At 65.7% G+C, this 24,934-nt stretch carries 18 protein-coding genes, 2 pseudogenes and 1 other annotated feature; of the genes and pseudogenes, 5 read left to right on the forward strand and 15 right to left on the reverse strand.

What is annotated here, in order from left to right; translation table 11 throughout:
• The 4 genes and pseudogenes from VF649_RS09440 to VF649_RS09455 all read left to right on the forward strand — a co-directional run.
• A pseudogene (locus VF649_RS09440) lies at positions 1 to 126 on the forward strand (IS630 family transposase); the annotation flags it as partial.
• 229 nt (positions 127 to 355) lie between these two features.
• Positions 356 to 1,945: a glycoside hydrolase family protein gene (locus VF649_RS09445; protein ID WP_331011709.1), complete on the forward strand. Its 1,590-nt coding sequence runs from the start codon at positions 356 to 358 to the stop codon at positions 1,943 to 1,945.
• Positions 1,920 to 2,540 carry a hypothetical protein gene (locus tag VF649_RS09450; RefSeq protein WP_331011710.1) on the forward strand — a complete coding sequence of 207 codons (621 nt, stop codon included), beginning with the start codon at positions 1,920 to 1,922 and terminating at the stop codon, positions 2,538 to 2,540. Before VF649_RS09445 ends, VF649_RS09450 begins: the two co-directional genes overlap by 26 nt.
• Positions 2,541 to 2,737: 197 nt before the next feature.
• Positions 2,738 to 3,055, forward strand: a complete 318-nt coding sequence (locus VF649_RS09455; protein ID WP_331011711.1) for a hypothetical protein — start codon at positions 2,738 to 2,740, stop codon at positions 3,053 to 3,055.
• A gap of 71 nt (positions 3,056 to 3,126) precedes the next feature.
• Positions 3,127 to 3,227, reverse strand: a sequence feature (AL1L pseudoknot).
• Here VF649_RS09455 and VF649_RS09460 read toward each other — a convergent pair.
• Positions 3,130 to 3,294, reverse strand: a pseudogene (locus VF649_RS09460) (IS3 family transposase); the annotation flags it as partial. It overlaps the preceding feature by 98 nt.
• 85 nt (positions 3,295 to 3,379) lie before the next feature.
• On the opposite strand from VF649_RS09460, the gene VF649_RS09465 reads away from it, so the two are divergent.
• Positions 3,380 to 3,979: a hypothetical protein gene (locus VF649_RS09465; protein WP_331011712.1), complete on the forward strand. Its 600-nt coding sequence runs from the start codon at positions 3,380 to 3,382 to the stop codon at positions 3,977 to 3,979.
• 46 nt (positions 3,980 to 4,025) lie between these two features.
• Here VF649_RS09465 and VF649_RS09470 read toward each other — a convergent pair whose 3' ends face one another.
• From VF649_RS09470 to tssC, 14 genes are all read right to left on the reverse strand, one after another.
• Positions 4,026 to 4,817, reverse strand: coding sequence for a PP2C family protein-serine/threonine phosphatase (locus tag VF649_RS09470; protein WP_331011713.1), 792 nt, complete (start codon positions 4,815 to 4,817; stop codon positions 4,026 to 4,028).
• Positions 4,814 to 5,344 carry a type VI secretion system-associated protein TagF gene (tagF, locus tag VF649_RS09475; protein WP_331011714.1) on the reverse strand — a complete coding sequence of 177 codons (531 nt, stop codon included), beginning with the start codon at positions 5,342 to 5,344 and terminating at the stop codon, positions 4,814 to 4,816. Before tagF ends, VF649_RS09470 begins: the two co-directional genes overlap by 4 nt.
• Positions 5,326 to 8,937 carry a type VI secretion system membrane subunit TssM gene (gene tssM / locus VF649_RS09480; RefSeq protein ID WP_331011715.1) on the reverse strand — a complete coding sequence of 1,204 codons (3,612 nt, stop codon included), beginning with the start codon at positions 8,935 to 8,937 and terminating at the stop codon, positions 5,326 to 5,328. Before tssM ends, tagF begins: the two co-directional genes overlap by 19 nt.
• Positions 8,934 to 10,379, reverse strand: a complete 1,446-nt coding sequence (icmH, locus tag VF649_RS09485; RefSeq protein ID WP_331011716.1) for a type IVB secretion system protein IcmH/DotU — start codon at positions 10,377 to 10,379, stop codon at positions 8,934 to 8,936. The genes tssM and icmH overlap by 4 nt, the downstream gene beginning before the upstream one ends.
• Positions 10,376 to 11,722 carry a type VI secretion system baseplate subunit TssK gene (gene tssK / locus VF649_RS09490; protein WP_331011717.1) on the reverse strand — a complete coding sequence of 449 codons (1,347 nt, stop codon included), beginning with the start codon at positions 11,720 to 11,722 and terminating at the stop codon, positions 10,376 to 10,378. The genes icmH and tssK overlap by 4 nt, the downstream gene beginning before the upstream one ends.
• A gap of 59 nt (positions 11,723 to 11,781) precedes the next feature.
• Positions 11,782 to 13,248 carry a type VI secretion system-associated FHA domain protein TagH gene (gene tagH, locus VF649_RS09495; RefSeq protein ID WP_331011718.1) on the reverse strand — a complete coding sequence of 489 codons (1,467 nt, stop codon included), beginning with the start codon at positions 13,246 to 13,248 and terminating at the stop codon, positions 11,782 to 11,784.
• A gap of 434 nt (positions 13,249 to 13,682) precedes the next feature.
• The gene (gene tssI, locus VF649_RS09500) at positions 13,683 to 16,070 is read right to left on the reverse strand and encodes a type VI secretion system tip protein TssI/VgrG (RefSeq protein WP_331011719.1); all 2,388 of its coding nucleotides are present in this window, start codon (positions 16,068 to 16,070) and stop codon (positions 13,683 to 13,685) included.
• 112 nt (positions 16,071 to 16,182) lie between these two features.
• On the reverse strand, positions 16,183 to 16,671 hold the full coding sequence (locus tag VF649_RS09505) for a type VI secretion system tube protein Hcp (RefSeq protein ID WP_331011720.1): 489 nt from the start codon (positions 16,669 to 16,671) through the stop codon (positions 16,183 to 16,185).
• An 86-nt stretch (positions 16,672 to 16,757) separates the two neighbouring features.
• Positions 16,758 to 19,379, reverse strand: a complete 2,622-nt coding sequence (gene tssH / locus VF649_RS09510) for a type VI secretion system ATPase TssH (protein WP_331011721.1) — start codon at positions 19,377 to 19,379, stop codon at positions 16,758 to 16,760.
• A gap of 106 nt (positions 19,380 to 19,485) precedes the next feature.
• Positions 19,486 to 20,538 carry a type VI secretion system baseplate subunit TssG gene (tssG, locus tag VF649_RS09515; protein WP_331011722.1) on the reverse strand — a complete coding sequence of 351 codons (1,053 nt, stop codon included), beginning with the start codon at positions 20,536 to 20,538 and terminating at the stop codon, positions 19,486 to 19,488.
• Complete coding sequence (gene tssF, locus VF649_RS09520; RefSeq protein ID WP_331011723.1) at positions 20,535 to 22,352, reverse strand: type VI secretion system baseplate subunit TssF; 1,818 nt, start codon at positions 22,350 to 22,352, stop codon at positions 20,535 to 20,537. The genes tssG and tssF overlap by 4 nt, the downstream gene beginning before the upstream one ends.
• 3 nt (positions 22,353 to 22,355) lie before the next feature.
• The gene (gene tssE / locus VF649_RS09525) at positions 22,356 to 22,793 is read right to left on the reverse strand and encodes a type VI secretion system baseplate subunit TssE (protein ID WP_331011724.1); all 438 of its coding nucleotides are present in this window, start codon (positions 22,791 to 22,793) and stop codon (positions 22,356 to 22,358) included.
• Position 22,794: 1 nt separating this feature from the next.
• Positions 22,795 to 23,565, reverse strand: coding sequence for a type VI secretion system accessory protein TagJ (locus VF649_RS09530; RefSeq protein WP_331011725.1), 771 nt, complete (start codon positions 23,563 to 23,565; stop codon positions 22,795 to 22,797).
• Positions 23,562 to 24,929, reverse strand: a complete 1,368-nt coding sequence (gene tssC, locus VF649_RS09535) for a type VI secretion system contractile sheath large subunit (protein ID WP_331011726.1) — start codon at positions 24,927 to 24,929, stop codon at positions 23,562 to 23,564. Before tssC ends, VF649_RS09530 begins: the two co-directional genes overlap by 4 nt.
• Positions 24,930 to 24,934: the final 5 nt, after the last annotated feature.

Genomic DNA, 24,934 nt, shown 5'->3' on the forward strand with positions numbered 1-24,934 from the left:
CTGTTGCGCAAAGCAGACGAGCGATCCGTCAATGCAACATGGAAGCGTATCGGCTCCCTCCTCGACTGCTTCTCGCCCGACGAATGCAGCAACTACCTCGTCAACTCAGGGTACGCACCAACGTGATCCGGTCACGCTCTAACAATCAAACCGGACCACTCGGTGGGGGCCGATCAAGCCTTGTCAGGTCATTTAGGGGGGGCACCTCAGACAAAGCGATCCAGATCGATAATTTGCAGATGAAGCTGATCACTTGCATTAAGGTTGTCATGGTTGGATATCATACATATTCTGAGAAGGATGTGGTGTCAGGATACGGACACCCGCCTCGTCGGCAACAGGAGAAGTTGGAGCAATGGCCAGCGTTCATCCAGCAAAGCAAAGAGCGGTGACCACGCATATCGTGCGTCCCGGCGAGTCTCTTGCAACCATTGCGCAGGATCACGGCGTCACGCTCTCCGCCCTGCTGCATGCCAACCAGCAGATCACCCAGCCGAACCTGATCAGGCCGGGGCAAACGGTCCATATGCCGGCCGGCGCGCATGCCCACGGCCGTTCGCAGGGCCCGCACAAGGGGGCAGCGTCGCCAGCAGCAATCGCGAACGGCGCACGCGCATCTCACAACCCCACAGCCGCGAACAGACCCCGTGTGGTGGCGCCGGCGAATGGCCCCAGCCCTGCGCCGGGCGTGTCGGCCGCAGGTTTCGATTTCATCTACCACGGCGAACATGTCGATGGCGTCAGCGAACGGCTGCACTGGCCCCAGGGATCAAGTGGAGTCACGCTGGGTGCGGGATACGACATGCGGTATCGAACGCCGGATCAGATCGTGCGGGAACTGGGGGATGTCGGGGTTTCGGCGCCTCAGGCAGAGGCAGCGTCGCGCGCCGCGGGCCTGTCGGGCGAGGATGCGCGCAAGTTCGTGGCTGAAAACAGGGATACGGTTGTCCTGACCGAGCGGCAGGAACAGGCATTGCTCGTCCGTTCGCTCCGCCCCGCGGTGGAAACCGTGCGGCGGGAGGTGACTGTGCCGCTCACCCAGAACCAGCGCGATGCGCTGACGTCCCTGGTATATAATATCGGCGAACCCAATTTCCGTAACAGCGAAGTGCGCCGCCGCCTGAACCAGCAGGACTATGCTGGCGCCGCCGAAGCATTCCACATGTGGCGCAAGTCTGGCGGAAAGGTCTCAAGGGGATTGGTGGATCGCCGCAGGCGAGAAGTGGCCATGTTCAATCGTGCCGCACTGGCCGGGACACCGGCCGCACTGCCCACCGCACCCTCGCGTGCGGGCGTACCGTTGCAGCATATGACGGCTCCGGCTGGCGGAGCATCGGGCGGCAACCGGTTCGCAGACATCATCCGAACGCGCGGCGATGCATCTGCGCAGGCTGCTTTGGCGGCTGGTGACCTGGTGATCGTCGGCTTGAGAACACCGACCGCGTTCGACTCCAATCGGGGTAACGGCACGTACGACGACGCGATGGTCATCGTACGGCAGGTGGCAGGATCGATCGACGCCGCGACCTTCCGGTGCAACACCGAACCCAGCACGCAATATGTCCACCATCCCGACCCCACGAAGCGCCCGCCGGACGCGAACAGGGACGGGCGCGGCGACCTGGGTGTCTTGATGACCGGACAGACGGTGCATTACGTGCTGGGTACGTTCCTGAAAGCAGCAGCGTTGAAGATCGATCAACGGCACAGTTACCGCGTCGGGCGAGATACCAATCATGACAACCGTTTGGGAGGTACCGACCCGGTATCTGCCGTCCCGGCTGCTGGGGGCATGCACATCCACATCGGTGGCGCGAGCAATACCTGGTCAATGGGCTGTCAGACATTGCCTCCGGTCGAACATGCGCGGTTCTTTGCGACGCTTCGCAAATGGGCGCCGCAGCAAAGGAGCTTCTATTATGTTCTGGTCGATGGCGCGGCCTGAGCCTGTGACGCGATTCGTCCTGATGGGTGGCGTTGCGGCGCTTCTGATAGGTGCTGGCGCCGCACCTGCTGCGACCCCGTTTCCGCTGGCGCCGTGTGCCATCGGGGCACAGCGATTAACGGCAGACACGACGCTCGCTGCGGCCCGGCAGGCCATCGCGCGGGCTTTTCCGAGCGCCACATTTCAAGACGGGACCGGAACCGATCCATCACGACGGCAGCTGCGCGTCACCGAGGGAGGCGCCCCGCTGATGATCGTGAGCTATTACCCGCGCACGGCGGGTCGGCTGCTCGCGACGGTCGAGCTGCTGTCGCCCAGGTTTGAGTTGATGCCCGGTGTGCGGCCGGGTGTTCCGCTGGCCGTTGCGGCCCGTTCGATCGGACCGATCCAGCTGAGCTACAATCCAGAAACGCAGGTGGAGCAGATCGACGCGCCCGCTCTGGAACAGGTCCTGGCTGGTTGGCAGGGCAAGGGCTGCGTCGTCAATCCACGCCTTGGGCCAAACGGTCGAGTGGGCCTCTATCCAGCGGGTGCAACGGAGACGCGCCGGTACCGGTCAACCGCTATTATCCGCCAGATCGAGATTGCATTCTAATGCGGCCGCTACTTTTGATCTTGCTGTTTTGGCTTGCGGCATGTGGGCCTTCTGATCCCACCGTCGATGAGGCATCGGTCAACACCGTGCCTGCAGCAAGCAGGGTTGCGCAGGATGATCCGATTGCGCCTGCGGTACCCGCCGCACGGGGCGAAAAGGCCGTAACACTCGATGCGGACACGTCAAACGCTCCAACCATGGTCGAGGAATTGGCCGGCCGGTGGCGCGTGACCGGGGTGGAGGTCGCACCCGGTCCGGTGTCGGCGGTCGACGCGAATGATCCGGCGCTCATGGGTGCGGTGCTGTCAGTCGCGCCGGATCGATTGGCGTGGGAACCACATGAAGGTGGTTTCTTTACCGACACCTGCCCCGGCCCGCAGGTCGGGCCGGATGGAAGCGTCGGATGTGGCGAGGGACAGTTCGGGCCGCCCGATATGCATGTGGTCCAGGACGGACATCGCTTGCGAATCAACTGGTATAACGGGGCAATCCTGCTGCTATCGCGCGTGACCTGAGCGGCTGCCGCACCGATCAGGCGCCTGCCGCTCGCAGTTAACAGCAACCCGGATGGCGGTCGATTTCAACCCGAGACGGCAGATCGGCTCGATCCCATAGGGATAGCGGTGATCGTCAATGAACACGGTTATGGCCGGGACGGACGGTCGAGTTCCGCCTGAGCAAAATGCAGACGCCTGGCGTAGAGTCTCGTTGGCTGAAGTAGCTCACGGACCCCGCGCTCCAGCGCCTTCATTTGTGGGCAACCTCGGTCGGGACACTGGCGCGCTTCGCATCGAGCGTGCGTACAAGAAGCATGGCGGGCAATGACGATGATGCCGAATATGAAATATGCAGCTGCCGCCACGATGCTGATGGCGACCGCCGCGACCAGTGCGCCGCCGGTCGCGCTGCAATCCGGACTTTACGAGGGCATGATGTTGGCAGTCGCACCCGATGGATCGGTGACCGGCGCGTTCCGGCAGGAGCGGGGCGAGGCCGTGACACGATCCTGCGCCTTCACCATTGCGGGGGCGCGCGGGCTGACCGGACAGGTCATGATCCAGGCGAGGACACACGGCGGAACCAGGCTGCGCGGAACATTGCGCCCGACCCCGGCGGGGATCAGCCTGGATCTGCCGGGTGTAAGCGACGTGCCGGGGTGCGGCGATGTGCTGCCATCCGTGCGGGCGAATGTCGTCGAACTGGACCGTACCGCGCCCGGCAACTGGTCCACGCTGGTGCGGGTCGCGCGGGGTAGGGCCGTCCTGCGCCCGACCGCCACGGGGCGGGCGGCGCGCGGCCCCTATGTAGTGGCAGGTGATGTCGTGGGTGTGATCGCCCGGCGCGGCGAGATGCTGCATGTCGCCTATCCCTCGTCGGGAGGGCGCGAGAGCCGCGGTTGGATTTCCACGCGCGAGGTCATCCCGGTTCCAGCATCCTGAACGGCTGCGCCGCGTTCCAGGGAGGCGTTACGTCCGGAGGCGAGGTTTAGCGGAAGCTGGGTCCCGGCCAGTCGCCGGCGACCTGAAGCCGCAGCGTGTCGTCGACGGCAGCGTCGGCGCGGATCAGAATGAAGCTGATATTGTCCTTGGCGCCGCGGTCGAGCGTGATCCGGAGCAGGGCATCGGCGGCGTCCTCAGGAACTTCGCGCCGGAGGGTGTCTGCGATCTCATGATCTTCCATCATGGTCGTGAGCCCGTCCGAACAAAGCAGGAAGAGGTCGCCCGGTTGAATCGGACCCTGATGCAGATCGAGCGCGAGTCGATCATTGACGCCGACCGCGCGCGTGATGACGTTCGACCGACCGAATGTGCGCGCATCGGCATGATTGAGCGCGCCCGAGTCGATCATCTCCTGCACCATGCTGTGGTCGCGGGTAATCTGTTCCAGTCGCCCCTGGCGAAGCAGATAGGCGCGGCTGTCGCCCGCCCACAAACAGGCATAATGGCCGGCATAGGCGAGCAACGCGACCAGCGTCGACCCGATGACCGTGCCGGGGCGGGACAGCCTGGCATGTGCGACCAGGGTGCGGTTCACGCGCTGGACGCTTTCCTGAACGGTATCAAGAAAAGCATAGCCCGAGCCGAGCGGGGCCACGTCGGCCAAGGCTTCAACCAGCATGGTGCTGGCGAGATCGCCCGCCTGATGCCCGCCCATGCCGTCCGCCACTGCCCATAGGCCGAGCGCCGGACGCGAAATCAGGCGATCCTCGTTCAACTTGCGAACCCGGCCGACATGGGTGCGATCCACCGTATGAAAATCAAAGCCGCCCGAGGTCATGCGCGCGCCTCCGCGTCCGAATCCACATCCCAGAGTGCGTCGAACATCGCGCCCGCCGGCAGGGCAGCGTCTGGACCGTCAATCCTGCGGTCTGCCACGAACCGCCACCAGCCGAACGGCGCGGGCGCGGGGGGCGGGTCCATGGGCAATGCGGCAAGAAGCGCATCGGCGGCGCTCCCGCTGTCGGCCATGATCGCGGCGTCCGCCGCGTCGAACCAGGCGTCCGAAACGGGCGTGGTAGTGAACAAGATCAGCGGATAGCAGCGCCCGACACGATCATGGCTGGGGCCGATCGCGCCAGACAGGACACCGAGGTCGAGCGCCGCAATCCAGCGCCAGCAGGGCAAGGTCGCCAGTCGATCGTCCAATGCGTGCGGATCGGCGGCCGCGATCCGTGCCAGTTCGGCGGAGAGCCAGCCGTCGAGCCGGGCAATGACCGCCGCGTCCCCACGGCGGATGAAATCGCCATGCGCCGGCAGCTTGCCGAACATGCCGGATGTGGGCGCGGTCAGAGCGTCGCCGGGCATGCGAAGCTCTGCAGATCCGGAAGCATGAACGGGTTGACGGTATTGAGGATGCGAACCCGGAAGCTGCCGGTCGCGCCGCCGTCCCGCATGTCGAACACAAAGCCGGTGCGATTGACGGACCGTAGCCGCATATCGGCCAGCATCTGCGAGAACGCCCAATCGCCGGTCCAGGTGCGGACGCTGGGCGCCGCGGCACCCTGATGCTGGACGCTGAGCGTGACGCCGGGCACCGATCCCGGCCAACGCAGTTCGACACCGCGGCGTCCGGCACGATCGAAGGTCGCCGGCGTGCCGTCGACCGTGATCGTGACCGCGCTGGCATCGCCATCGATCCGGATGGGTTCGATCAGGAAGCGGACGTTCGGGCGGATGTCGCCGGGTTTGAAGAAGGCTGTGCGGATATGGTCGGCTTTCTGGAATTCCCGAATGGCGGCCGGCGAGAGGCCGAGCGCGCGACCGGAGGAGGTAAGCGTCCAACTGCGGATGTCGACATGGCCGGCAAGGTTGGTCTTCTGAAAGGTGTCTACCAGACCGCCAGGTCTGAGCAGGCGGCTGAAATCATCGATCGACACCTGCCGCGCGCGGTTGGGACCGAACGGGAAGCCTTGTGCCAGGATCGACCGGCATTCCGGCAGCAACTCGCCTTGATAGGCAGTCTTGATGCTGGTCCGCGCGGTCGCGTTCAGCGCACCGGTTGATGCGGTGACGAACCCCTTGAACAGCGCGCCGGCGGCCGGCGGGAGCGTGGCCGCGACCTGACCCAGCCGAGCGGTCGCGGCCATCGCGCCGGCGGTGCGATCCCGTTGCAGCAGTGGATCACCCAGCCCCGCCGCCGAACGGAGCGCGGTACCGGTTTCCCCGACCGCTGTGAGCGCGATGAGCGCGTCGTCGACGGGAGCGGGGCCCGAGGGCGGCGACATCTCGCGCAGCCAGCGGAAATGTTCGATCACCTCGTCCAATGGGCCCGGCGGCGCGGCCGGCGCGGTATTGGCGGCGGAGCGAACCTGATCCGCGCGCTGCAACCCGCGATAGATGTTGCGCGAGAAGATCGAGCCGACCTTCAGGGCGGCACCGCCCTTGCCCTTGGTCAGCGATGGCGGGGTGAGGTCGGTTTCCTGCGCCCAGGCGTTGAACAGCCCCTTGACCGGGGAGGGCGGGCGGACCGCGACCTGCAACCGTTCATCCATCGGCCGTTCGCCGCTGACGATCGTATCATCGATCAGTGCGTCCCAGCGGCGGGTGAAATCCGCCAGATAGGTGGTAAGCAGCGCGTCCTTGATCCGGCCGGCTTCGCTGTTGAGCGGGCTGCTGGGTGCGGCCGGCGTGCCGGTCACCCAATTTTCATTGGCGGATTGCGTGGCGTAGCGGGCGATGGCGGGCGCGACATTGGTGTAGAAGAAACGCTGGCGGAACATGCCGGGTACGCCGCTGTTCAGCGAGGCGCCCGAGCGGCGGGTGAACAGCCGCGAGGTGCCGACCCCGGTGACTTCGGCCAGCGTGAATTCCGGCAGCGCGCGGAGGCCGGGATCGTTCAGCATCTGCGTATAGACGCGTTCGCCCGGACCGAGGCTGGCGACCTGCGACCGCGCCGCGGCGATTAGTGTGGCGTTGAGCGCGGGCGGGGTCATCGCACCGCCCAGAAGGCTGACGAGGTGTCGGTGAAGCGCATCACGAACCGGGCGCTGATCCTCGTTCGGGAACTGGTCCGCCCAACGATCGTCAAACGCCGCGAGGATGGCGGCGCGGTCCAGCGGCGCGCCGGGGTTGCGGCCGAGCATCAGGTAGAGCCGCAGCAGCGCATAGCTTTGCGGCCGCGGATCGACCTTGTCGTCAGGCAAGCCGCCGGTCAGCGCGGTCAGTTGATCCTCCAGCCCCAGCAGCAGTCGGGGAAGGAACTGGCGGTTAAGCAGGTTGCGATAGGCCCCGTCGACCTGCGGCCGCACATCGGCGGCTCGGCCGATCCCCCAGGAAAAGCCCGCGGTACGCAGATCGGGCGCGGCGGTGCTGGCGAACGGCAAGACGCGGGCGCGGTTCAGCGGATCCAGGATCTGAAGCACGTCGCTGTCGCTGATCGTGCCGGGTGGAAGGGCGGCGACGCTGCGTTGGAGCCCGGCGGCGCTTGTTTCCAGTTCCGCCAGCAGGTTGGCATTGCGGACATAGGCGGCGAGCCAGAAGGCGGCGAGCAGCAAGGTCGCCAGCCCGGCCGCGCCGATGACGGCAGCCTTGCGCCGCCAGTCGCGGCGTTCGGTACGAACATCGCGCCCGGCGAGCGCGGATTCAGGGAAGACGACCCGTGCCAACACGTCACGCAGGAAATAGCTGCGGCCGCGCGCGGCTTCGTGCCGGCCGGTGCCGAGCGGCAGCCCGAACCGGGTGGCGAGCGCGCCCAGCAGCCGATCGATCGGGCGGCCGAACTGCGTCCCGCTGGTGAAGTAGAAGCCCCGGACAAAGGGCGCGGGTTCGAACTTGGTTTCCTGCGCGATGATGCGCAGCATCTGCGACAGCGGTTCGCGCAGGGAGGCGAATTGCTCGGGAAAGGCGAAGATCAACCCGCGGCGCTGCATATCCTGTTCGGCCTGCATTCGCATCAGCCGGCGCTGGTCCAGCCGTTCCACCAAGCCGTTGAACGCGGCGTCGAAGCCGGCCATGACCGGCGGCTGCGTGCCGTTCGCGATCCTGCCGGTGTCGCCCCAGACCTGTTCCCGGTCGCTGGCGGACATGTCGTCGAAAAATTCGGTGAAGCCGGCGAGCAGGTCGAGTTTGGTGACCAGCACATAGACCGGGGTGCGGACACCGAACGCGTCCTGCACCTCGTTGATGCGCTGGCGGATGGCGCGGCCGTGGAGCGTGGCGGCGCTTTCGTCGAGGCCGGTCAGATCGGTGACCGAGATCGCGACCAGCACGCCGGTGATCGGCTGACGCGGGCGGTGGCGCTTGAGCAGGTCCAGAAAGCCGCGCCACGCCTTGGCATCGACCGCTTCGTCGCTGTCCTGCGTGGTGTAGCGGCCGGCGGTGTCGATCAGCACGGCCTGATCCGTGAACCACCATTCGGTGGTGCGGGTACCCCCTATGCCGCGCACCGGACCCTCGCCCAGCGCCTGCGCCGCCGGAAAGTCCAGGCCGCTGTTCTGGAGCGCGGTCGTCTTGCCCGCGCCGGGCGGGCCGATGATGACGTACCAGGGCAGTTCGTAGACATATTCGCGGTTCTTGCCGACACGGGTGTCGCGCATCAGCGCCAGCGCCTTGGCCGCGCGTTCCTCCATCGCGGCGATGTCCTCCGCCGCCAGCGCTTCGCTGGGCGCGACGGCGGGGGCGGCGGGGGTGTCGCCCAGCTCCGTCATCATCTGGCGATTGCGGGCGCCGGCGCGCCAGCGTTTCCAGTAATGGCGCGCGACGAAGCCGAGCACGACCAGCGCGATGACGCCGAGCCGGACCCAGGGATTGCCGAGCGGGACGTGGCCCGCAATCGCGATCAGCGGGCCAACGAACCAGATCAGCAAGGCGACCAGCAGGATGCCGAGCGCGATCAGCACCCAGCGCGGCGGGCGGACGAACAGGCGCCGAACCCAGTTCAACCAGTACCAGCCGTTCATTGGCCGTCCTGCGGTGCGTAGGTTTTGGGAATGACAATCTCCACGCGTCTGTTCTGCCGGCGGCCGGGTTCGTCGCCATTGTCGGCGACGGGCTGGGTGGCGCCGACGCCGCTGGGCACCAGCCGGTCATCCGGGATGCCGTCCGTCACCAAGGCCGCGACCACCGCCGCCGCCCGCGCTTCGGACAACGACTGGTTGGACGGGTAGCGCAGCGAGGCGATGCGGCGATCGTCGGTATGGCCGGTCAGCGCGACCTGTCCGACGGTGAGGTTGATCGCCTGCGCGATGCGCGCGATGGTTTCGCCATAGCCGGGATCGAGATCGGCCGAGCCGGAGGGGAACAGCCCTTTGTCCCGCATCCGGACCAGCACCGAGGCGGGATCGTCGGAGACCTGCACGCGGCCGGCATTGATATCGGGTTTGAGGATATCGAGGATGGTGCGGAACAGCCGGTCGTCTGAGGGCGGCGCGGGCGCGGTGCGGTTGAGCGTGGCCGGACCGGCACGGTAGGTGGCGGCCAGCGGTTCGAGCGCGCGATCGGCCAGCGACGCCAGCCGCAGCAGGAAGCCGGCATAAAGCGCCAGCAGCAGCACCGCGAACCCGGCGAGCCAGACCCAGAGCGGGGTGCGGCGCGCGATCGGTTGATAGGCGGCGTCGATCCCTTTCCACGTTGGGGAGAGGCCGCGTTCGACCTGGCCGCGCAGGTTGCGGATCGCGCCATAGAGGCGGTCGCGCAGCTGCGCGAGCTTGTTCGCGCCGCCGCGTTCCAGCCGCATCCGCCCTTCGAACCCGAAGGAGAAGCAGACATAGATGAGTTCGAGCAGGTTGGGCGAACGGCCGGGGCGCGCCTCCAGCGCGTCGGCAACCTCGAACATGCGGTCGCCGCTGACGACTTCGTTATGGAACGTCGCGACCAGCGTCTGTTTGCCCCAGCTGCCGCGCGTGCCCCAAGGGGTGGAAAGCACGACCTCGTCGATCAGCGCGCACAAGGCGTAGTGGCCATATCGCACCTCCTCCTCGCCCACGCCCAGTTCGCGGGTGCGCGCCTGGAAACGGCGCAAGTCGTCGACGATGGTGCGGCGCAGGCGGACGATGTCGGGATGATCCGTGACGCCGCGCAGCGTATTGGCGAGCACGATCAGCGGAGCACCCGCCGCAAGCAGCGGATTGGCGCTGGCCGATTGGAACTGATCCAGGGACAGCGGCGCGGGCCTGAAGGGGCTGTCCGCCTGGCGTGCCGGAGACGGCGGTTGGGTCGTGGCATAGGGGCTGGCGGGCACAGGATCGAACGGACTGGAACCGGCGGGAGGTGTCTGGCCCGGAGTACGGATCTGCGTGCGATCGCCGTCGTCCGCTGGCGCGGGGCCGGGCGGGGTCGCACTCGGACGGCCGATGATGGTGCGGTCGCCCTCATCGGGTTCGAACGGGTTGCGTGGGGTCACCGGATGCGCCCGCGAATGGCCCAGAGTTCCAGCTCAAGATCGGGAACGTCACCCGAGACATGGACCGCGATCCCGCCCGAGCGTTCGATCAGCTGCCAATCGTCCGAATTGGCGTTGACCTCGAAATAGATCATGCCGGCGCGGAACGGGATCTGGCGCGGTTCGGCCGGTAGTGCGCGGATCGGGGCGCCACCCAGTTGCAGATTGACGAGATCGCGGATGCGTTCCACCGCGCCGATCGTCGTGCGTTTCGGCAGGTTGGCGCGGATCAGTTCGCCGTCGATGCTGGACCGAGCCGCCAATACGAACATGCAGTCCGCGAACAACGACCGGTCGCTGACCTTCGCAACGCGGATGCCATAGGCCCGGTCCTCCAGTGGAATCGGGATTGCGGTCTGTTCGAACACCGCGCTCAGCGCTTCGCGGAGGAAGGCCACCAGCGGCGCGAAGCTGGCCTGAAGATCATTGTGGCGATAGTCCGGGAAAGACGGCGGGCGATTGGTGCCCGTTTCAGTAAAGGTCGCAAGTTCCCCCGCCAGCCCGACTAATGTGCGGTACAGCTCCTGGGGATGGATATCGGGCAACGCACCAAGATGACGGATGATCGCTTCGTTGCGGTTTACGAGCATCAGCACGAGGAAGTCGCTGATTTCCGCGACGCTGCGCCCGCTCTGATTGGCGAGGCGGGCGGCTATCGCCGATCCGCGATGCTGAAGCAGCCCACGCACCTCCGCGATCAGGCTGGTCAGCCGTGCGGACACCGAGCAGCCGATCGCCGTCGGAATGAAATCGGGATCAAGGATGAGCGCGCCGTCGGCCCGCTTCTCGATCAGCCGCGCGACCGGCAAAGTGATGTAGCCCGACAGTTCCTGCTGATCATGCATCAGCCGCAGGTCGAGCTTTGCCACCGTGATCGGAGCGGATCCCTCCGACCCGGCGATGACATCGTTGATCTCGACCTCCTGCCCGACCCAGCGGAGCGGCTGGCCGCTTTCCGGCGCAAGGCGCGAATCGAATGCTCCCGCCCGGCGGATCGGCAGCGCGAGATGGATGATGGCATTGGACAGATCGCCCGGTGGGGTGAGTGGCAGCGGATGGTCGTCGGAACCGGGCAGGTCAATCAGCGTGCCGTCAGGCAGGATGCCGGCGGCGGCGGACAGCGCGAATTTGCCGGTGCGCAGCAGTGCCTCGTCGATCTCCAGCTTCACGAACCCCCAGGCAAGCGGGTCAAGCCAGCGCGCGGTGCTTTCGGTCTGACGTTCCAGATAGCGTTCGAACTGCTGGAAATGCTGGGTCCGCAGGAACATGCCTTCCGACCACAGAACTTTGTTATGCCAGTACATGGCCAGTCATTCCCCTCCGCAGCACGGCTGACGATCCTGGTGTTGCGCCCGGTATCGGATCAACGCCGGGGCCCGTAAACCCGGATTTCTTCAAGCTGTCGTTCATAGGCCGAACGGAAGGCGGCGTTGATCGCGCCTTCGCTGCTGTCTTCCGCTTCGTGCCGGACGGCGGCGTGGCGTTCGGCATATTCGGTCCAGGCGGCGGCATCGCGCTGCGCCCGGATCAGATAGTTGCGGCCGGCGATGCGCCGTTCGATGTCATCCGGACCGAGAATGTCGAAGGTGGCGCCCAGCGCCGCCCGCATGCCGGCCAGCATGCAGAGCAGGTGGGATTTGACCTCATGAAACGCATCCCGCACGGCGGGCGCGCCAGTGGTGTAGCCACTGTCGTCGGTACGCAGCAGATCGACCGCGATCCGTTGCGGCGGCACCCACCTGAAGGGGTTGTTGGCTTCCGGTCGCACCGCCGTGCGGCTCATGCGATACGCGTCCTTCAACGCGGTACGTTCGCCCATGACGTCCGCCAGCCCCAGGATCGCCTGGCGATAGACCTGTCCCAGCCGTTCCATCACGGCCGCCCGGTCTTCCATCGCGAAGGCGGTGGGCGACAGGCCAGCGCCGGCGCAAAAGGCGTCGAACAGCGTGTCGTCGCCAGCGGGGGTGGGGCCAGCGGGGGTGGGCGGCGGTGTTGGCGTGCGCGGGGCGGGGGCAGGATCGGGCGGGATCGCGACCGGCGATGCGGCGATGCCAGGCGGCGGCGCGGGCGGTGGCGCCACGTCTGCGGCGGCGGGTTCGACCATGTCCCAGTCCGACGGGATCTCGGTCGCGCGGGCGGAGACCGCCGGCTGATGCAGGATCGGGCTGGAGAACGGCGCGTCGAAGCCATAGCCCGCGTCGGCAGGTTCGGCCGGCGGGACGACCCATTCGCGGTCGCCGCCGATCTTCGGTGGGTCCGGCCGGCGGTTGGCCGCGGCGGCATTCCAGTCGTCACGCCGTCCATCGGAGCGGCGTTCCCAAACATCGCTGTCGCCATCGTCCCGGGGCCGATGTTCCCCGCCCACCAGCGGATCGGGGCGCAGCGCACTGCCAAAGGGGTCCAGCCGGCGGTGCCGAGGTTCGGGATGTGGAGCCTCCAGCCCGGCGGGCGCGCCGAACGGCGAACCACGCTCCACCGCGGCGGGCGGTATCGGATCGATGCCGGTGCGCCTGTCGGATGCGCCATCCTCCACCATCAGCACGAAATGCCCGAAATGAATGCTCTCGCCCGGGCCGACCGGCACCGGCCGATCCCGCTCGATCCGCTGGCGCGGTTCGCCCAGGAACACGCCGTTCGCGCTGGTATCGCGCACCGTGACCGAGCCGTTGCGGCAGACGATCGTCAGATGGTTGCGCGAAATGCCGCGCTCCGGATCCGCCACCGTCCAGTCCGCGCGCGCGTCCCGCCCGATCGACAATTCGCCTTCGTCCAGCGTGCGACTGTCGATCTGGTTGGTCAGGTCGTCCCGGTGGAACAGGCGCAGGCGCATCAGGGGGAGTCCTTGGCGTCGGGGAAGCAGGTCTTTACGGAAGAGCGACGGATTGGAAAGGCAAATACGTCAAACTAAATCTTGCGACATATCGATTCATGCATCCAGCGTGAAATGCTGCCCCGTATCCAGCTTTTTGAAAGATAACAACATCAACTGGAAATTGATGTTATTTCTTTTCAGGGAATGGCCTAACTGGTACTGATCCGTTCTTGGGAATTGGTCCAACATGAGCTTTGATCATCGCATAATCCGGATCTGATGGAGTATATCGGAATTGAGCGTCGCCCACCGCGCCACCTGAAGTATCAGCTCGAAGCAGGAGAACGATTGTTCCATCTTCCTCTTGAGAGGCTGATCCAATCGACTCCATGGTCTTCTCCTGTGGTTTGACCGTTGAGTGCTTATCATTTTTCTCCGATTGCGCCATGCAGCTACTTCCCGCCAAGAGGATTGGCGCGCCAATAAGCATCCAAAGCGGGCGTCTTAGAATTGACATTCGATCCTCCGTAAAACCGAGCCGCGCTTTCCGCATAGGTCTCAGAAGGGCCTGCGATCCCTGGTTGACTTTCATACGCAGATAAAACTCCCAAATCTTTTGCGCGTGCCGAAAGAAATGTCGCATTCGACGAATTCAGCTTAGCTCCAATGTTGTTGTCGATGGCATGTGTCGCTTCGTGAACAACAAGACTCACCGATCCGTGCCCGTTCCCCGTCGTTGGAACATGTGTGTTTGCCCCGCTGCCCGTTGTTGCAATAACGACAGCATTATGACCCGGCATATAGGCGCCGGGAACACTGTCCCAAGTCTTTCCCGGCGGCCAGCCTCGTGGTTGTACGCCTTTCAGCTCGGTAGCGTAATCCGTAACGGATCCCCGGGCGGCTATCACTTTCACGTTGGATTTTTCGAGCGACTGCAGAGCGGGAACCGGCATTTTCTTCAATTCGCCGACGACTGCGTTAACATCTGTCTGAGTGGCTGATCCGCCGGGCTGGACCAATTTCTTTGCGAGAGCCTCGGCCGACGGCGTTGGAGGGGGCGCCGCCGCGCCAGAGCCTGGACCAGCCGCAATGGCCGGCGGGGCCGGTGCAGGGCCAACGGCCTTTGCTGCGGGTGGTTCTGCCAGATTCGGGAAAGCAGGAGATGTTCCGGTATTGATGTTTACGACGGGAGCATCAATCCAGATTCCACCACTGGTTATCGTGATCTTGCTGGCGCCAACACTGATGTTGATCGCTTGATCCGCACGTAGATCAATCCGATTTTCGACTTTGATATCCACGTTTTGTGCACGTACGGCTTGCGTGCCAACGATACGCGAACTCTCATTCTGTTTGACGTCGCGTCGGAAATCGCGGCCGGCGTGAAGGTAGATCTCCTCGCCGCCGCCCTTGTCCTCGAACAGGAATTCATTGACCTTGCCGCCGTCGCCAAACGTGCGGAAGCCGGCCTGGGTGAGGTTGGCGGGAACGGCGAAAGCATGTTTGTTGCGGCCGTTGAAGAGCGAGCCGACGATGACCGGGCGATCCGGGCGACCGTCGATGAAATCGACCAGCACCTCCATGCCCGGACGCGGCACGAACTGCGATCCGATGCCATCGCCGGCCCATTGCTGGAGCACGCGCACCCAGCAGGTGGAGGCGCCGGTGCGGTCCCAGTGGAACTTGATCTTGACCCGACCATAACCCTCCGGATCAGTTTGATCGACGACGGTCGCGGTCTGCGGGCCACGCGATGCGACCGGAGCGACGCTGCGTTTCGGGCGGAACGGCTGGGTACTGGGCTGTGCTTCGAACGATTGGCTGTAATGCGGCTCACCTTCCGCGCTGGAGTAGGGATCGAACGCGTCGTGGTGGACGGAGCGTATGACGATGCGGCGTTCGCGCGGATCCAGTCGGGTATCGTCGACCTGGAATCGCGCGCCGGGCGCGAATGCGACATAGGAACCGGTGCCGCGCATGATCACCGCCGCACTTTCGGCACCCTCGATCCGCAGCTTCGCGCGATCACGGCCGGCGCCTGGATCCTCGTAATCGGTCGCCCAATGATAGACATGGCCATTGCGCGCCGCCCAATCGAGCTTGCTGGGCGCCTTGATGGGGGACAGGTCGCCCGGTTTCTTGAAATCATAATCATGGGTCATCACCGCCGCGGGCGCGGAGTCATAGCCCATCTGCAGATCCTGGAGCCCCCGGAGCAGATGATCACGGCGGAAGGACAACTGAAAGGGATCGCCGTCATAATAGCCGGCGGGATCGCCCGCGATCGACATCCGATGCTTGTAGGGTGCGGCGCCTTCGTCGAAGCGGAAATAATAGAAGACGCCTTCGTCGGCGAGCAACCGGCAGATGAAATCGAAATCGCTTTCGTCCTGCTGGACGATGTATGGCCTGGTCTGAGACGGGCCGTAACGGCTGTCGTCGAAGGTGATCTGATGTTCGCGCAGGATCGTTTCGACAACCTGCTTGTGACTCTTGTCGGTGAACAGCCGACGGTCGCGCGTCAGTTTGAGCGCGGCGAAAGCCGGTTCGACGAGAATCGCGAATTCGACATAATTACCCTTGTGATACAGATGTTCGAACCGCGCACAGCGGCCGTTGATGCGGCGTTCGCTGTCGTCGGACATGCCGAGCGAAAAGGTGATCGATGCATTGAGCCATGCGGAGGCCGGGGGCACATCGCCTTCCGACCGGATCGTGAGCCGAAATCCTTCGGCGGTAGAGATTTGCTCCTGCCCTTCCATCCGGAAGAGCTTGTAATTCTGCACATCGCCCGGAGCTTCGAGGATGTGGAGAAACCGGTTGCCGTCGCGCGCGCCCATCCTTCACATCATCCTATGGGGAAAACAGGGCAATTGCGGGCGCGGCGCCATGCGTCGAGACGATCGAGGGGCGCCGCGGCAGAATGTCGGCATTGCGGCGCCCCCGACCGGATCAGACCTTTGCGGCCTTGGTGAAGTCGTAGCCGCCTCGCACCGCGCGCTCGTTATTGGCTTCGTCCTTCAGGAACTGGTTGAATTCGACCGACGAGAAGTTGAGCGAGATATTTTCCATCGGTTCGCCCGAACCCGTGCTGCCGGCCGTGGAGAAGGACGAGCAGATCACGTTCTTCATGACATATTCGATATATTTGGCTTCGCCGCTGTCGGACGCCTGCACCGTGACCGCCAGCGTCGCGGTTTCGGTGTTCTTGCCCTGCAGCGCCTGCAGCATGAATTGCGTCGTGGTGTCATCCTGGCGCTTGACCAGATGCAGGTCGCCCGGCGTCACCTTGCCAGCAGAGAGACGGTTGCCGGATGCGCCGACCGTCGTCTGTACCGCGACCGAAAATCCCCAGCTGTACGAATCGACTTCAATCCAATCCTTGTACGGACCGGATGTAACGGCGCCCTTCAGGCTTCCGAGCTTCATGTAAACGGGCATCTGCGCCTCCTTGCGAAATGGACGGGATGTGGCCTCAACTATCTTGTTACGGGTCCGTTCCTTTTAAGGATCGTCACCCTAAACTCTCATGCAACGGCCCAATTGTATTTCAGACCTCCGGACGCGTCTACCACAATTTCGACATGATTGTGGGTGGCGTTGTCCTGTCTTTGTTGCAAAATCATAGCCGAAAGGTCGGGTATGATGCCGTTTGCGATCACCGCCTCGACATTGCGCGCGCCGCTCTGGGTTTCGGTACACCGCGACGCGAGAAGATCGACCACCGCATCGGACCAGCCCAGTGTGGCACCGTAGCTGGCGCGGATGCGATCGGCGACGCGGTTCAGCGCCAGACCGATGATTTCCAGAATGATGTCCGACGTAAGCGGAAAATAGGGGACGACCGTAACCCGACCGAGGAAAGCGGGGCGAAAATGATTGAGCAGGGCGGGGCGCAGCGCCGCGGCCAATCCGGCGGCATCGGGCATGGTTTCGGGGTCGGCACAGAGCTTTTCGATCATGTCCGATCCCGCGTTGGACGTCATGATCAGCATGGTATTGCGGAAATCGATGTCGCGGCCCTGGCCGTCCTTGATCCGGCCCTTGTCGAACAACTGGTAAAAGACGTCCTGAACGCCGGGATGCGCCTTTTCCATTTCGTCCAGCAAAACGACCCCGAACGGTTTGCGGCGCACCGCCTCGGTCAACACGCCGCCCTCGCCATAGCCGACATAGCCGGGGGGGGCGCCGAGCAGCATCGAAACCTTATGCTCTTCCTTGAACTCGCTCATGTTGATGACGGTCATGTTGTTGGCGCCGCCGTAGAACAGGTCTGCAAGCGTGAGCGCCGTCTCGGTCTTGCCGACGCCGGAGACCCCGACCATAAGGAACACGCCGGTGGGCTTGCGCGGGTCGGTGAGCCCGGCGCGGGAGGCGCGCATGGCCGATCCGATCGCGGCCAGTGCCTGATCCTGACCGCGGATACGCCGCGCCATCAGCGATTCGAGGTTGAGGACGTCACGAATTTCGTCGGCGACCATCCGGCCGACCGGGATGCCGGTCCAGAGTGCGACGACATCGGCGACGGCGTTGCGATCGACCTGGTCGAACACCATCGGTCGCTCGCCCTGCAGCGTTTCAAGCGCCGCGATGTTGGTGGCGGTCCGTTCCTGCATCGCAACACGGGCCGCTTCGTCCGACGCCTCACTGCCAAGTGCAATCCGGTCCGCCTTCAGCACCGCCACCAGATCGCGTTCGGCCTGCCAGCGCGCATTCAGCCGGGCGATCTCGTCCACCATCGCTGCCTGATCCGCCGCAATCGTATCGAGCCGGGCGGCATGGTCGATCCCGCCGGCCGACTCCCGCAGGAGAATATCCCGCTCGACCGCAAGCGCATCAACCCGGCGACTGGCGTCCTCCAGCGCAGGCGGGGTCGCCGCCTGGCTCATCGCAACCCGGGCGCAGGCGGTATCGAGCAGGCTGATCGCCTTGTCCGGCAATTGCCGGTCGAAGATATAGCGGTGGGACAGGCGCACGCAGGCCTCCACAGCTTCGTTGAGAATGCGGACACCATGATGCCCCTCCAGCGTGGCGACGAGCCCGCGCATCATGCCGATTGCGGCAGTCTCGTCGGGTTCCTCGATCTTCACGACCTGGAACCGGCGGCTGAGCGCGGCGTCCTTTTCGAAATATTTCTTGTATTCGGCCCAGGTGGTCGCCGCGACGGTACGCAGTTCGCCACGCGCCAGCGCGGGTTTCAGGAGGTTCGCGGCATCGCCCTGGCCCTCGCTGCCGCCCGCACCGACCAGGCTGTGCGCCTCGTCGATGAACATGACCAGCGGGGTCGGCGATGCCTTCGCCTCCGCGATCACCGATTTCAAGCGGTTCTCGAATTCGCCGCGGACGCCGGCACCGGCCTGGAGCAGGCCCATGTCGAGGCTGAGCAGCCGGACATTCTGGAGCGCGGGAGGCACGTCGCCGGCGACGATCCGAAGTGCGAACCCCTCGACCACTGCGGTCTTCCCGACGCCCGCCTCGCCCGTTAGAATCGGATTATTCTGCCGGCGACGGGTGAGGATGTCGATGATCTGGCGGATTTCCGCATCGCGACCCAAAACGGGATCGATCGCGCCGGCGCGGGCGCGTGCGGTGAGATCGATGCAATAGGTATCGAGCGCCTTGCCGCCGGTCGAGGAAGGTGGGGCGGCGGGTTCACCGCCAGCGGAGGCGGGCGCGGTCGCGGGATCGGACGGGTCGGCAATCTCAGCAAACTGCGTCGACAGGATTTCAGCGTTGATCCGGCCGAGCAGCGGCGCGGCATCACGAGCGAGCGCCGACAGATCGCGATCGGCGAGCAGCGCCACCAGCAGATGGCCGGGCGAGACGTTGCCGGCCTCCTGTTCGACCGAGGCGAACAGCCATGCCTCCCGCACTAGGCGGACGATGCGTGGGGACAGCGCGGGCGGGCGGCCATTGCCGGTCTTGAACCGGTCGAGCGTGGCGGTCAGCTGATCCGCCAAGCGGCCGGGATCGATATCGAAGCGCGCGAGGATGGTGGGAACGGGGCCGCTGGTCCGCTCGGCCAGTTTGAGCAGCCAATGTTCGACCTCGACATCATAATGGGTGCGCCCCATCGCCAGAGCGACCGCCGATTCCAGCGCCGTGCGCGCCGCGGGATCGAGCCGTCCGATGAGGGTCTTCAGATTCATGCCCTGCAATTCCCCCCTTGCGCGCGCACGAAACGGGTACGCAACGACTGATTTAGGTACAGGAACCTCGAACCGCCGCCGGAGTTCCCGCCTTTTCCGTGCCTTTTCAAATAGCGGCGCGGGCTGGGCTATGCCCCGGCAATGTTGCATCTTCGCGATCGATCGTGCCCGGCGTGGCGATCAGCCAGCTGTTCTGACCCAGATGCGCGGGTCGCGCCGGATCGCTGAGCCGCAGGCCGGGTACGGCGTCGCCTCGCAGTACCAGCTGAAGATCGAAATCGACGGCGCCGCCGACCGCGAGCGCGATCGTGCGCGTCAGCTGGTGGCGGGGGCCGTCGGGCGTGAAGAAGCTGCGGAAGGTAGGAAGGTCGAGCGGGCCGATGCGAACGCGAAACCGCCCGGTGAGATCGAGCGCGGTCGTACCGATCACGCCATCCGTTCCGAGTCCCGAAAAGGCGCCGGGCCGGGCCGATCCCAACCGGCTGCGTTCGTCGGGATCGATGCGGATCCAGCGCGGGCGCATTTCGAGAATCTCGATCGGCAGATCGTAGAGCGCGGTGAGGACGCGGCGGAGCGCCCCCGCCGACCGAACCCGCCGCGACAGCGCGCCGGCCATCGGCAGCAGCCGGGGATCGCCGCCGGCACCCGAAAGTCCGGCGATGGCGGCAAGCGCGCGCGCGAACGGATCGGCGGGCTGGCCGCTGGCGTCGACCTCCCCGAACCGCACGGGCAGGCGGTATTTGGCCCAGGCGCGGTAGAACAGGCTGAGCGTGCGGTGGTTGAAGAGATCGAGAAACTGACCGAAGCCTTCGTCGCGCGCGCGGCGGCGTTCGACCACCAGATCGGAGTAATGATCGGGCATCACCCCGCTGGGCCCGGTCAGGCCCATGAAGGCGACGGTCATGTCGATCGCGGCATCGGGATGTTTCCGCGCGATGTCGGTGATTTCGGCAACGGGATGCCGCATGCCGTCGGCGGCGTGGAAGCGGATCGGTTCGTCCGGCGCGCGGGTGTCGTCGCCCAGCTGGTGCCCGGGGCCGCGCGCGGATCGACAGGCGTCGAGGATCAGGCGGACGGCCTGGAAGAATTCGGCGTCGGTGGTGGTGGCGCCGGCCGGCGGGGCCGCGACCGGCGCGGGCAGGGTTTCCGGCGTCGTCACAGGATCGCGCGAGTGCCGGTGCGGGACGGCCAGCTATGCCACGCGTCCTTTTCCCCCTTCAGCTGGAGCCGGGTGCGGCTGAAGGCGTTGATCGCGGCCATCGACGCGAACACGCGGTCGAGCACCGCGCCGAGCAGGAAGGTGCCCGAACCGGACAGGCGGCGATCGTCGAACAGCAAGGTGATCTCCGTTCCCGAAACGAAGGCGATCCGGCCGCCGGCGGGCGCGCGGGCGGTGGCGGGGCGGCTGGTGATCGCGACAAGGCGTTCGACCACAACCTGACGCCCGCTGCCCGCAACCGGATCGTGCAGGCCGAGCAGTTCCCGGACCATGTCGAGCGCGAGTTCGGGTTCGGCGACGCTCATCTGGTTGAGCGACAGCAGCGAGACCAGCCGCCAGAGCGTGCCATGCCCGCGTTTCGGGCGCAGCGTGGCGGTGGGGGCGGTGACCAGCGTCGCGCGGTCGATCAGCGCGCTGGACTGGGTGAGGCTGAGCGTCGGGCGGCCGCCGCCGAACGGCAGATTGGCCGCATGATCACGGTTGGTGCAGGTGCAGTCGATCGACGCGACATGATCGGCATCGGCGACGGACTGGCCCGACGTATCGACCGTCGCCAACCAGACATCGCCGCCGCCAGCCGCATGGAGGCTTTCGCGGCGATTGACCTGCCAATAGCGGAGGTCGTCGGTTTCACGATCGCGCCCGATCGCGAAGAAGGGGCGATAGGCCTGTTCGATGCCGGCGCGGTCGGCGACGCGGACCTGATCGATCGCATAGATTTCGGTGGTCGATTCGCGCCGTGCGTCCGCGACGATGCGATGTTCGTAGCGGCCGGGATTGAGGCGCACCGGTTCGGCGGGCTGCGGGAAGAGATTGATAACGGGGGTGGCGAAGAGCCGGAAATCCTCCTTCGTCACCAGCCGTTCGAGGCTGGCGTCGAACCGGTCGAGATAGAGGAAGATTTCCAGTGTCTCGCCCGCGTCGCGCAGCGTCTTGGCCGACAGGCCGCCGATATCGAAGAACAGGAATTTTTCGGGAAAGGCGAAATATTCGGTAAGGAGCGCATGCGCAGGATCGGCGCCCGTCGCGAGCGGGAGCAGCAATTCGGCTTCGTCGAACCCCACGGCACGGACGGCAGCACGATCCAGCAGCACCGGATCGTCATCGACCGCGCTGTCGGCCAGGGCGATCGATATCGTCCCGCCAACCACCAGTTCGTACAGCATCTGGGCGGTGCGGGCATCGCGGTGGATGTGGAAGCGGAGGGTATCGACGCCGAGCGCGCTGAACGGCACATCGGTGGTGGTGGACTGCAGCGACAGGCGCAGCACGGCGGCGGCGTTGGGCGCCCGCGGGTTGCGGGGCGCCTGCAACGGCAGGCCGCTGACGCGCGCGGCGGTCAGTTCGATCGGCCAGAGATCGATCGGATAGGCGGTGCGGAAGCGGACCGGTTCGCCGTCCACCGGCTCGGTCAGGATTTCGGTCCCGGCCGGCAGGATGCGGTGCGCGGTCATGCCGGTGCGGGGCGCGACCTCCATGATCGCGGTCGAGGGGAAGGGGCGGAGATAGTGCGGATGCAGGATGTCCAGCATCGCGGTCGTCAGCTCGGGAAAATCATCGTCGAGCTTCATCCGGATGCGCGCGTTGAGAAAGGCGAAACCCTCGATCAGGCGGGCAACATGCGGATCGTCGACCGCATCGGCGGAGATACGCAGATTGCCGGCGATCTTGGGGTTCGCCTCGGCAAACGCCTTCGCCATGTCGCGCATGAAGCGCAGTTCGCTGTTATAAAAAGGCAGAAGATCGTCGAGCATCGGTCAGCCCCGCATCACGAGTTGGGCGCGGACGGGATCGACATGGCTGTCGAAATGCAGCTCCTGCCGCTCGCCCGACAGGATCACGACGCCGCTGATCCGGAAGCGGAGGGTGCGATCCAGTTCGTCGGCATTGGGCAGGATTTCCACTTCGAACCGGCCGATCCGGGGTTCCAGCCGGCGGACGAGCCGTTCGACATCCTCCACGAACCGCGCGCGGAAATCGCTGGACGACAGCGCTTCGTTCGACAGGTCGTCGAGCCCGTAGTTGAGCAGCGACTGATCGAGCTGATCGAGATCGGGCGACCAGGAGAGCAGGTGCCGGCGGCTGTTGAGCATCGCTTCCAGATCGCGGCGCAGATGTTCGCGCAGCGTGCCGAGCGACAGCCGGTCGCCGTCGCCGCGGTCCATCAGCCGATCGAGGAGCGAGCCGTTGGCCATGTCAGGCGACGGCCGCGATCTCGGTGATTTCGTCCAAGCTGCACGCGTCGTCCCCGACCAGGAAGGTGCGCAGGCCGATGCCGCGCGCGTCGTCGCCGGTTTCGATCCAATCGGTGGCGCGGCCGAGGCGGTGGGCGTCGGTCTGTTCGTCCGGCGCGGCATAATAGAGCGCGGGCAGATAGACGACGCCGCTGGGGCCGCCGACGACGTCCAACTCCGCCTGCCGCCAGATCAGATCGCGCAGGCGTCCGGGCTTCGCGATGCGGAGCGCCGCGATTTGGGCGTAGGGAACCCAGATATAATTTCCGGTGCTGGTCAGCACTTCGAGTACGCCGGCGGTGCGATCATCGAGGTCGCGCAGGATGGCGGGGGTGCCATCGACGACCAAGGCCGTGTCGGCCGGGTCCGCATCGACCGCAGGGGCGCCGGCGAGGCGGGCGATCGCGGCCACCGTAGCGGGATCGGGATCGGTGACGAGTTCGGGTGGGCGGCGCTGTTCGAACGTCTCGCGCCGCCAGGTCGCGGCGCGGATCAGCTGGCGGGTGAGCGCGGTCGGCAGCGCGATCGCGGGATCGAGCGTGGAGGCGGCATCGGCATGGGTGTCGGCCCGCTCATAATCGCCGAGTATGATCAGCAGTTCGGCCAGATCGAGGCGCGGGCGCGCGTCGGCGGGGGCGGCCTTGACCCGGGCGACCAGCGCGGCGCGGGCCTCATCCAGCCGGCCGGCGCGGATCAGCGCGGCGGGACCGGTGGGATCGGTTCGGTCTGTCATGCGCCACGCGGCTCCTGGATGATGGTGACGAGGTGGAATTCGGAAATCGCCTGGTCGAGCTGGAAATGCGGTTTGAGCGCGACCTGACATTCATAGGAGCCCGGCTTGCCGACCACGTCGCGGACCGCGATCCGCGCCTCCTGCAACGGATAGCGCGCCTTGGTTTCGAACGAGAGATCGTCGCCGGCGCTGGTGAAGCCGTTCAGCCAGCGTTGGAGTCGGCGTTCGCATTCGTCGGCGGAATGGAAGGCGCCGATCCATTCGCGGCCGATGATCTTGATATAATGGGCGAAGCGCGAGACGCAGAGGATATAGTTGAGCATCGCGCCGAGCCGTTCGTTGGTGCGCGCGATTTCGGTCGCATAGGCGCCGGCGGGGCGATGCAGCGACGGCATGTTGTGGATCGCGATCCAGGGCGTGCCCTTGACGCGGCGCAGGCAGAGGAAGCCGGCATCCGCCATTTCGCGGTCGAGCGTTTCGGAGACATGCACCTCCAAAGGGAAACGGACGATTTTGCCCGGCGCATCGGTCGCGAAATCCGCCACGGGCAAGGTCGCGACGACGCCGGCGCCGAGATGATCGCGCACCGTGCCGCGGATCGCCGCCAGCCAGCGATAATCGTTGAACGCGTGCAGGCAGATATGCCCGAAGGCGAAGGCGCCCGGCCCCCACAGGACATTGCGCGGATCGGGTTCGTAGCGGAAGCCGCAGCGGGCGACCGCGCGCCCCGCCCAGGGGCCGCGCAGGCGGATGCGAGGGGCGACGATACCGACGAAGCGTGCGTCGGGACTTTGCTGAAAGGATTGCAGGCGGAGATATTCTTCCTGCCGGAAGCCGGGAACCAGCGACTGTCGGAGATCGAGATCGGCCATGTCGTCGATACCGAACAGCGCGGGCGCGGCATCGAGGATGACCGGCACGAACGCCGCGGCGGCGACGCGGGACAACAGGCGCAGCACCGCGATATCATCGACCGGCGCGGTGCGGGAGGGGCGGTGGCGGATGGCGTAGAGGCCGAGCAGCAGCGAGAAGGGCACGCCGCCGGGCATGTCATATTCCTGGCTGTAGAGATGATCGAACAGCGCGCTGTGATCCACATCCACCGCGCGTTCGAGATCGCGTGCGATTTCCGGCCAGCGGGCATCGAGCAGCCGGATCCGCGTCATGCCGTCGGCCCCAACCTCCTGCGCCAGCCAGGCCACCCCGCGCCACGCCGATTCGAGCGCGGCGAAGCGGGGGTGGGCGAGGATGCGGTTCAGCTGTTCCGACAGCGCCGCATCGATCGTGGCGATCGCCCGATCGATGCGGCGGCGGAGCGACTGACCATCTGCCGCCGCGTTCGGCGGAGCGACCGCGTCAAGCACCAGCG

The sequence above is a fragment of the Sphingomonas sp. genome (assembly GCF_036387535.1).
Lineage (GTDB): Bacteria > Pseudomonadota > Alphaproteobacteria > Sphingomonadales > Sphingomonadaceae > Sphingomonas_R.

Coding starts and splice junctions, on each gene's coding strand:
- VF649_RS09445 (WP_331011709.1), top strand. CDS start 356: ATGGCCAGCGTTCATCCAGCAAAGCAAAGAGCGGTGACCACGCATATC.
- VF649_RS09450 (WP_331011710.1), top strand. CDS start 1,920: ATGTTCTGGTCGATGGCGCGGCCTGAGCCTGTGACGCGATTCGTCCTG.
- VF649_RS09455 (WP_331011711.1), top strand. CDS start 2,738: ATGGTCGAGGAATTGGCCGGCCGGTGGCGCGTGACCGGGGTGGAGGTC.
- VF649_RS09465 (WP_331011712.1), top strand. CDS start 3,380: ATGAAATATGCAGCTGCCGCCACGATGCTGATGGCGACCGCCGCGACC.
- VF649_RS09470 (WP_331011713.1), bottom strand. CDS start 4,817: ATGACCTCGGGCGGCTTTGATTTTCATACGGTGGATCGCACCCATGTC.
- tagF (WP_331011714.1), bottom strand. CDS start 5,344: ATGCCCGGCGACGCTCTGACCGCGCCCACATCCGGCATGTTCGGCAAG.
- tssM (WP_331011715.1), bottom strand. CDS start 8,937: ATGAACGGCTGGTACTGGTTGAACTGGGTTCGGCGCCTGTTCGTCCGC.
- tssK (WP_331011717.1), bottom strand. CDS start 11,722: ATGTACTGGCATAACAAAGTTCTGTGGTCGGAAGGCATGTTCCTGCGG.
- tagH (WP_331011718.1), bottom strand. CDS start 13,248: ATGCGCCTGCGCCTGTTCCACCGGGACGACCTGACCAACCAGATCGAC.
- tssI (WP_331011719.1), bottom strand. CDS start 16,070: ATGGGCGCGCGCGACGGCAACCGGTTTCTCCACATCCTCGAAGCTCCG.
- VF649_RS09505 (WP_331011720.1), bottom strand. CDS start 16,671: ATGCCCGTTTACATGAAGCTCGGAAGCCTGAAGGGCGCCGTTACATCC.
- tssH (WP_331011721.1), bottom strand. CDS start 19,379: ATGAATCTGAAGACCCTCATCGGACGGCTCGATCCCGCGGCGCGCACG.
- tssF (WP_331011723.1), bottom strand. CDS start 22,352: ATGCTCGACGATCTTCTGCCTTTTTATAACAGCGAACTGCGCTTCATG.
- tssE (WP_331011724.1), bottom strand. CDS start 22,793: ATGGCCAACGGCTCGCTCCTCGATCGGCTGATGGACCGCGGCGACGGC.
- VF649_RS09530 (WP_331011725.1), bottom strand. CDS start 23,565: ATGACAGACCGAACCGATCCCACCGGTCCCGCCGCGCTGATCCGCGCC.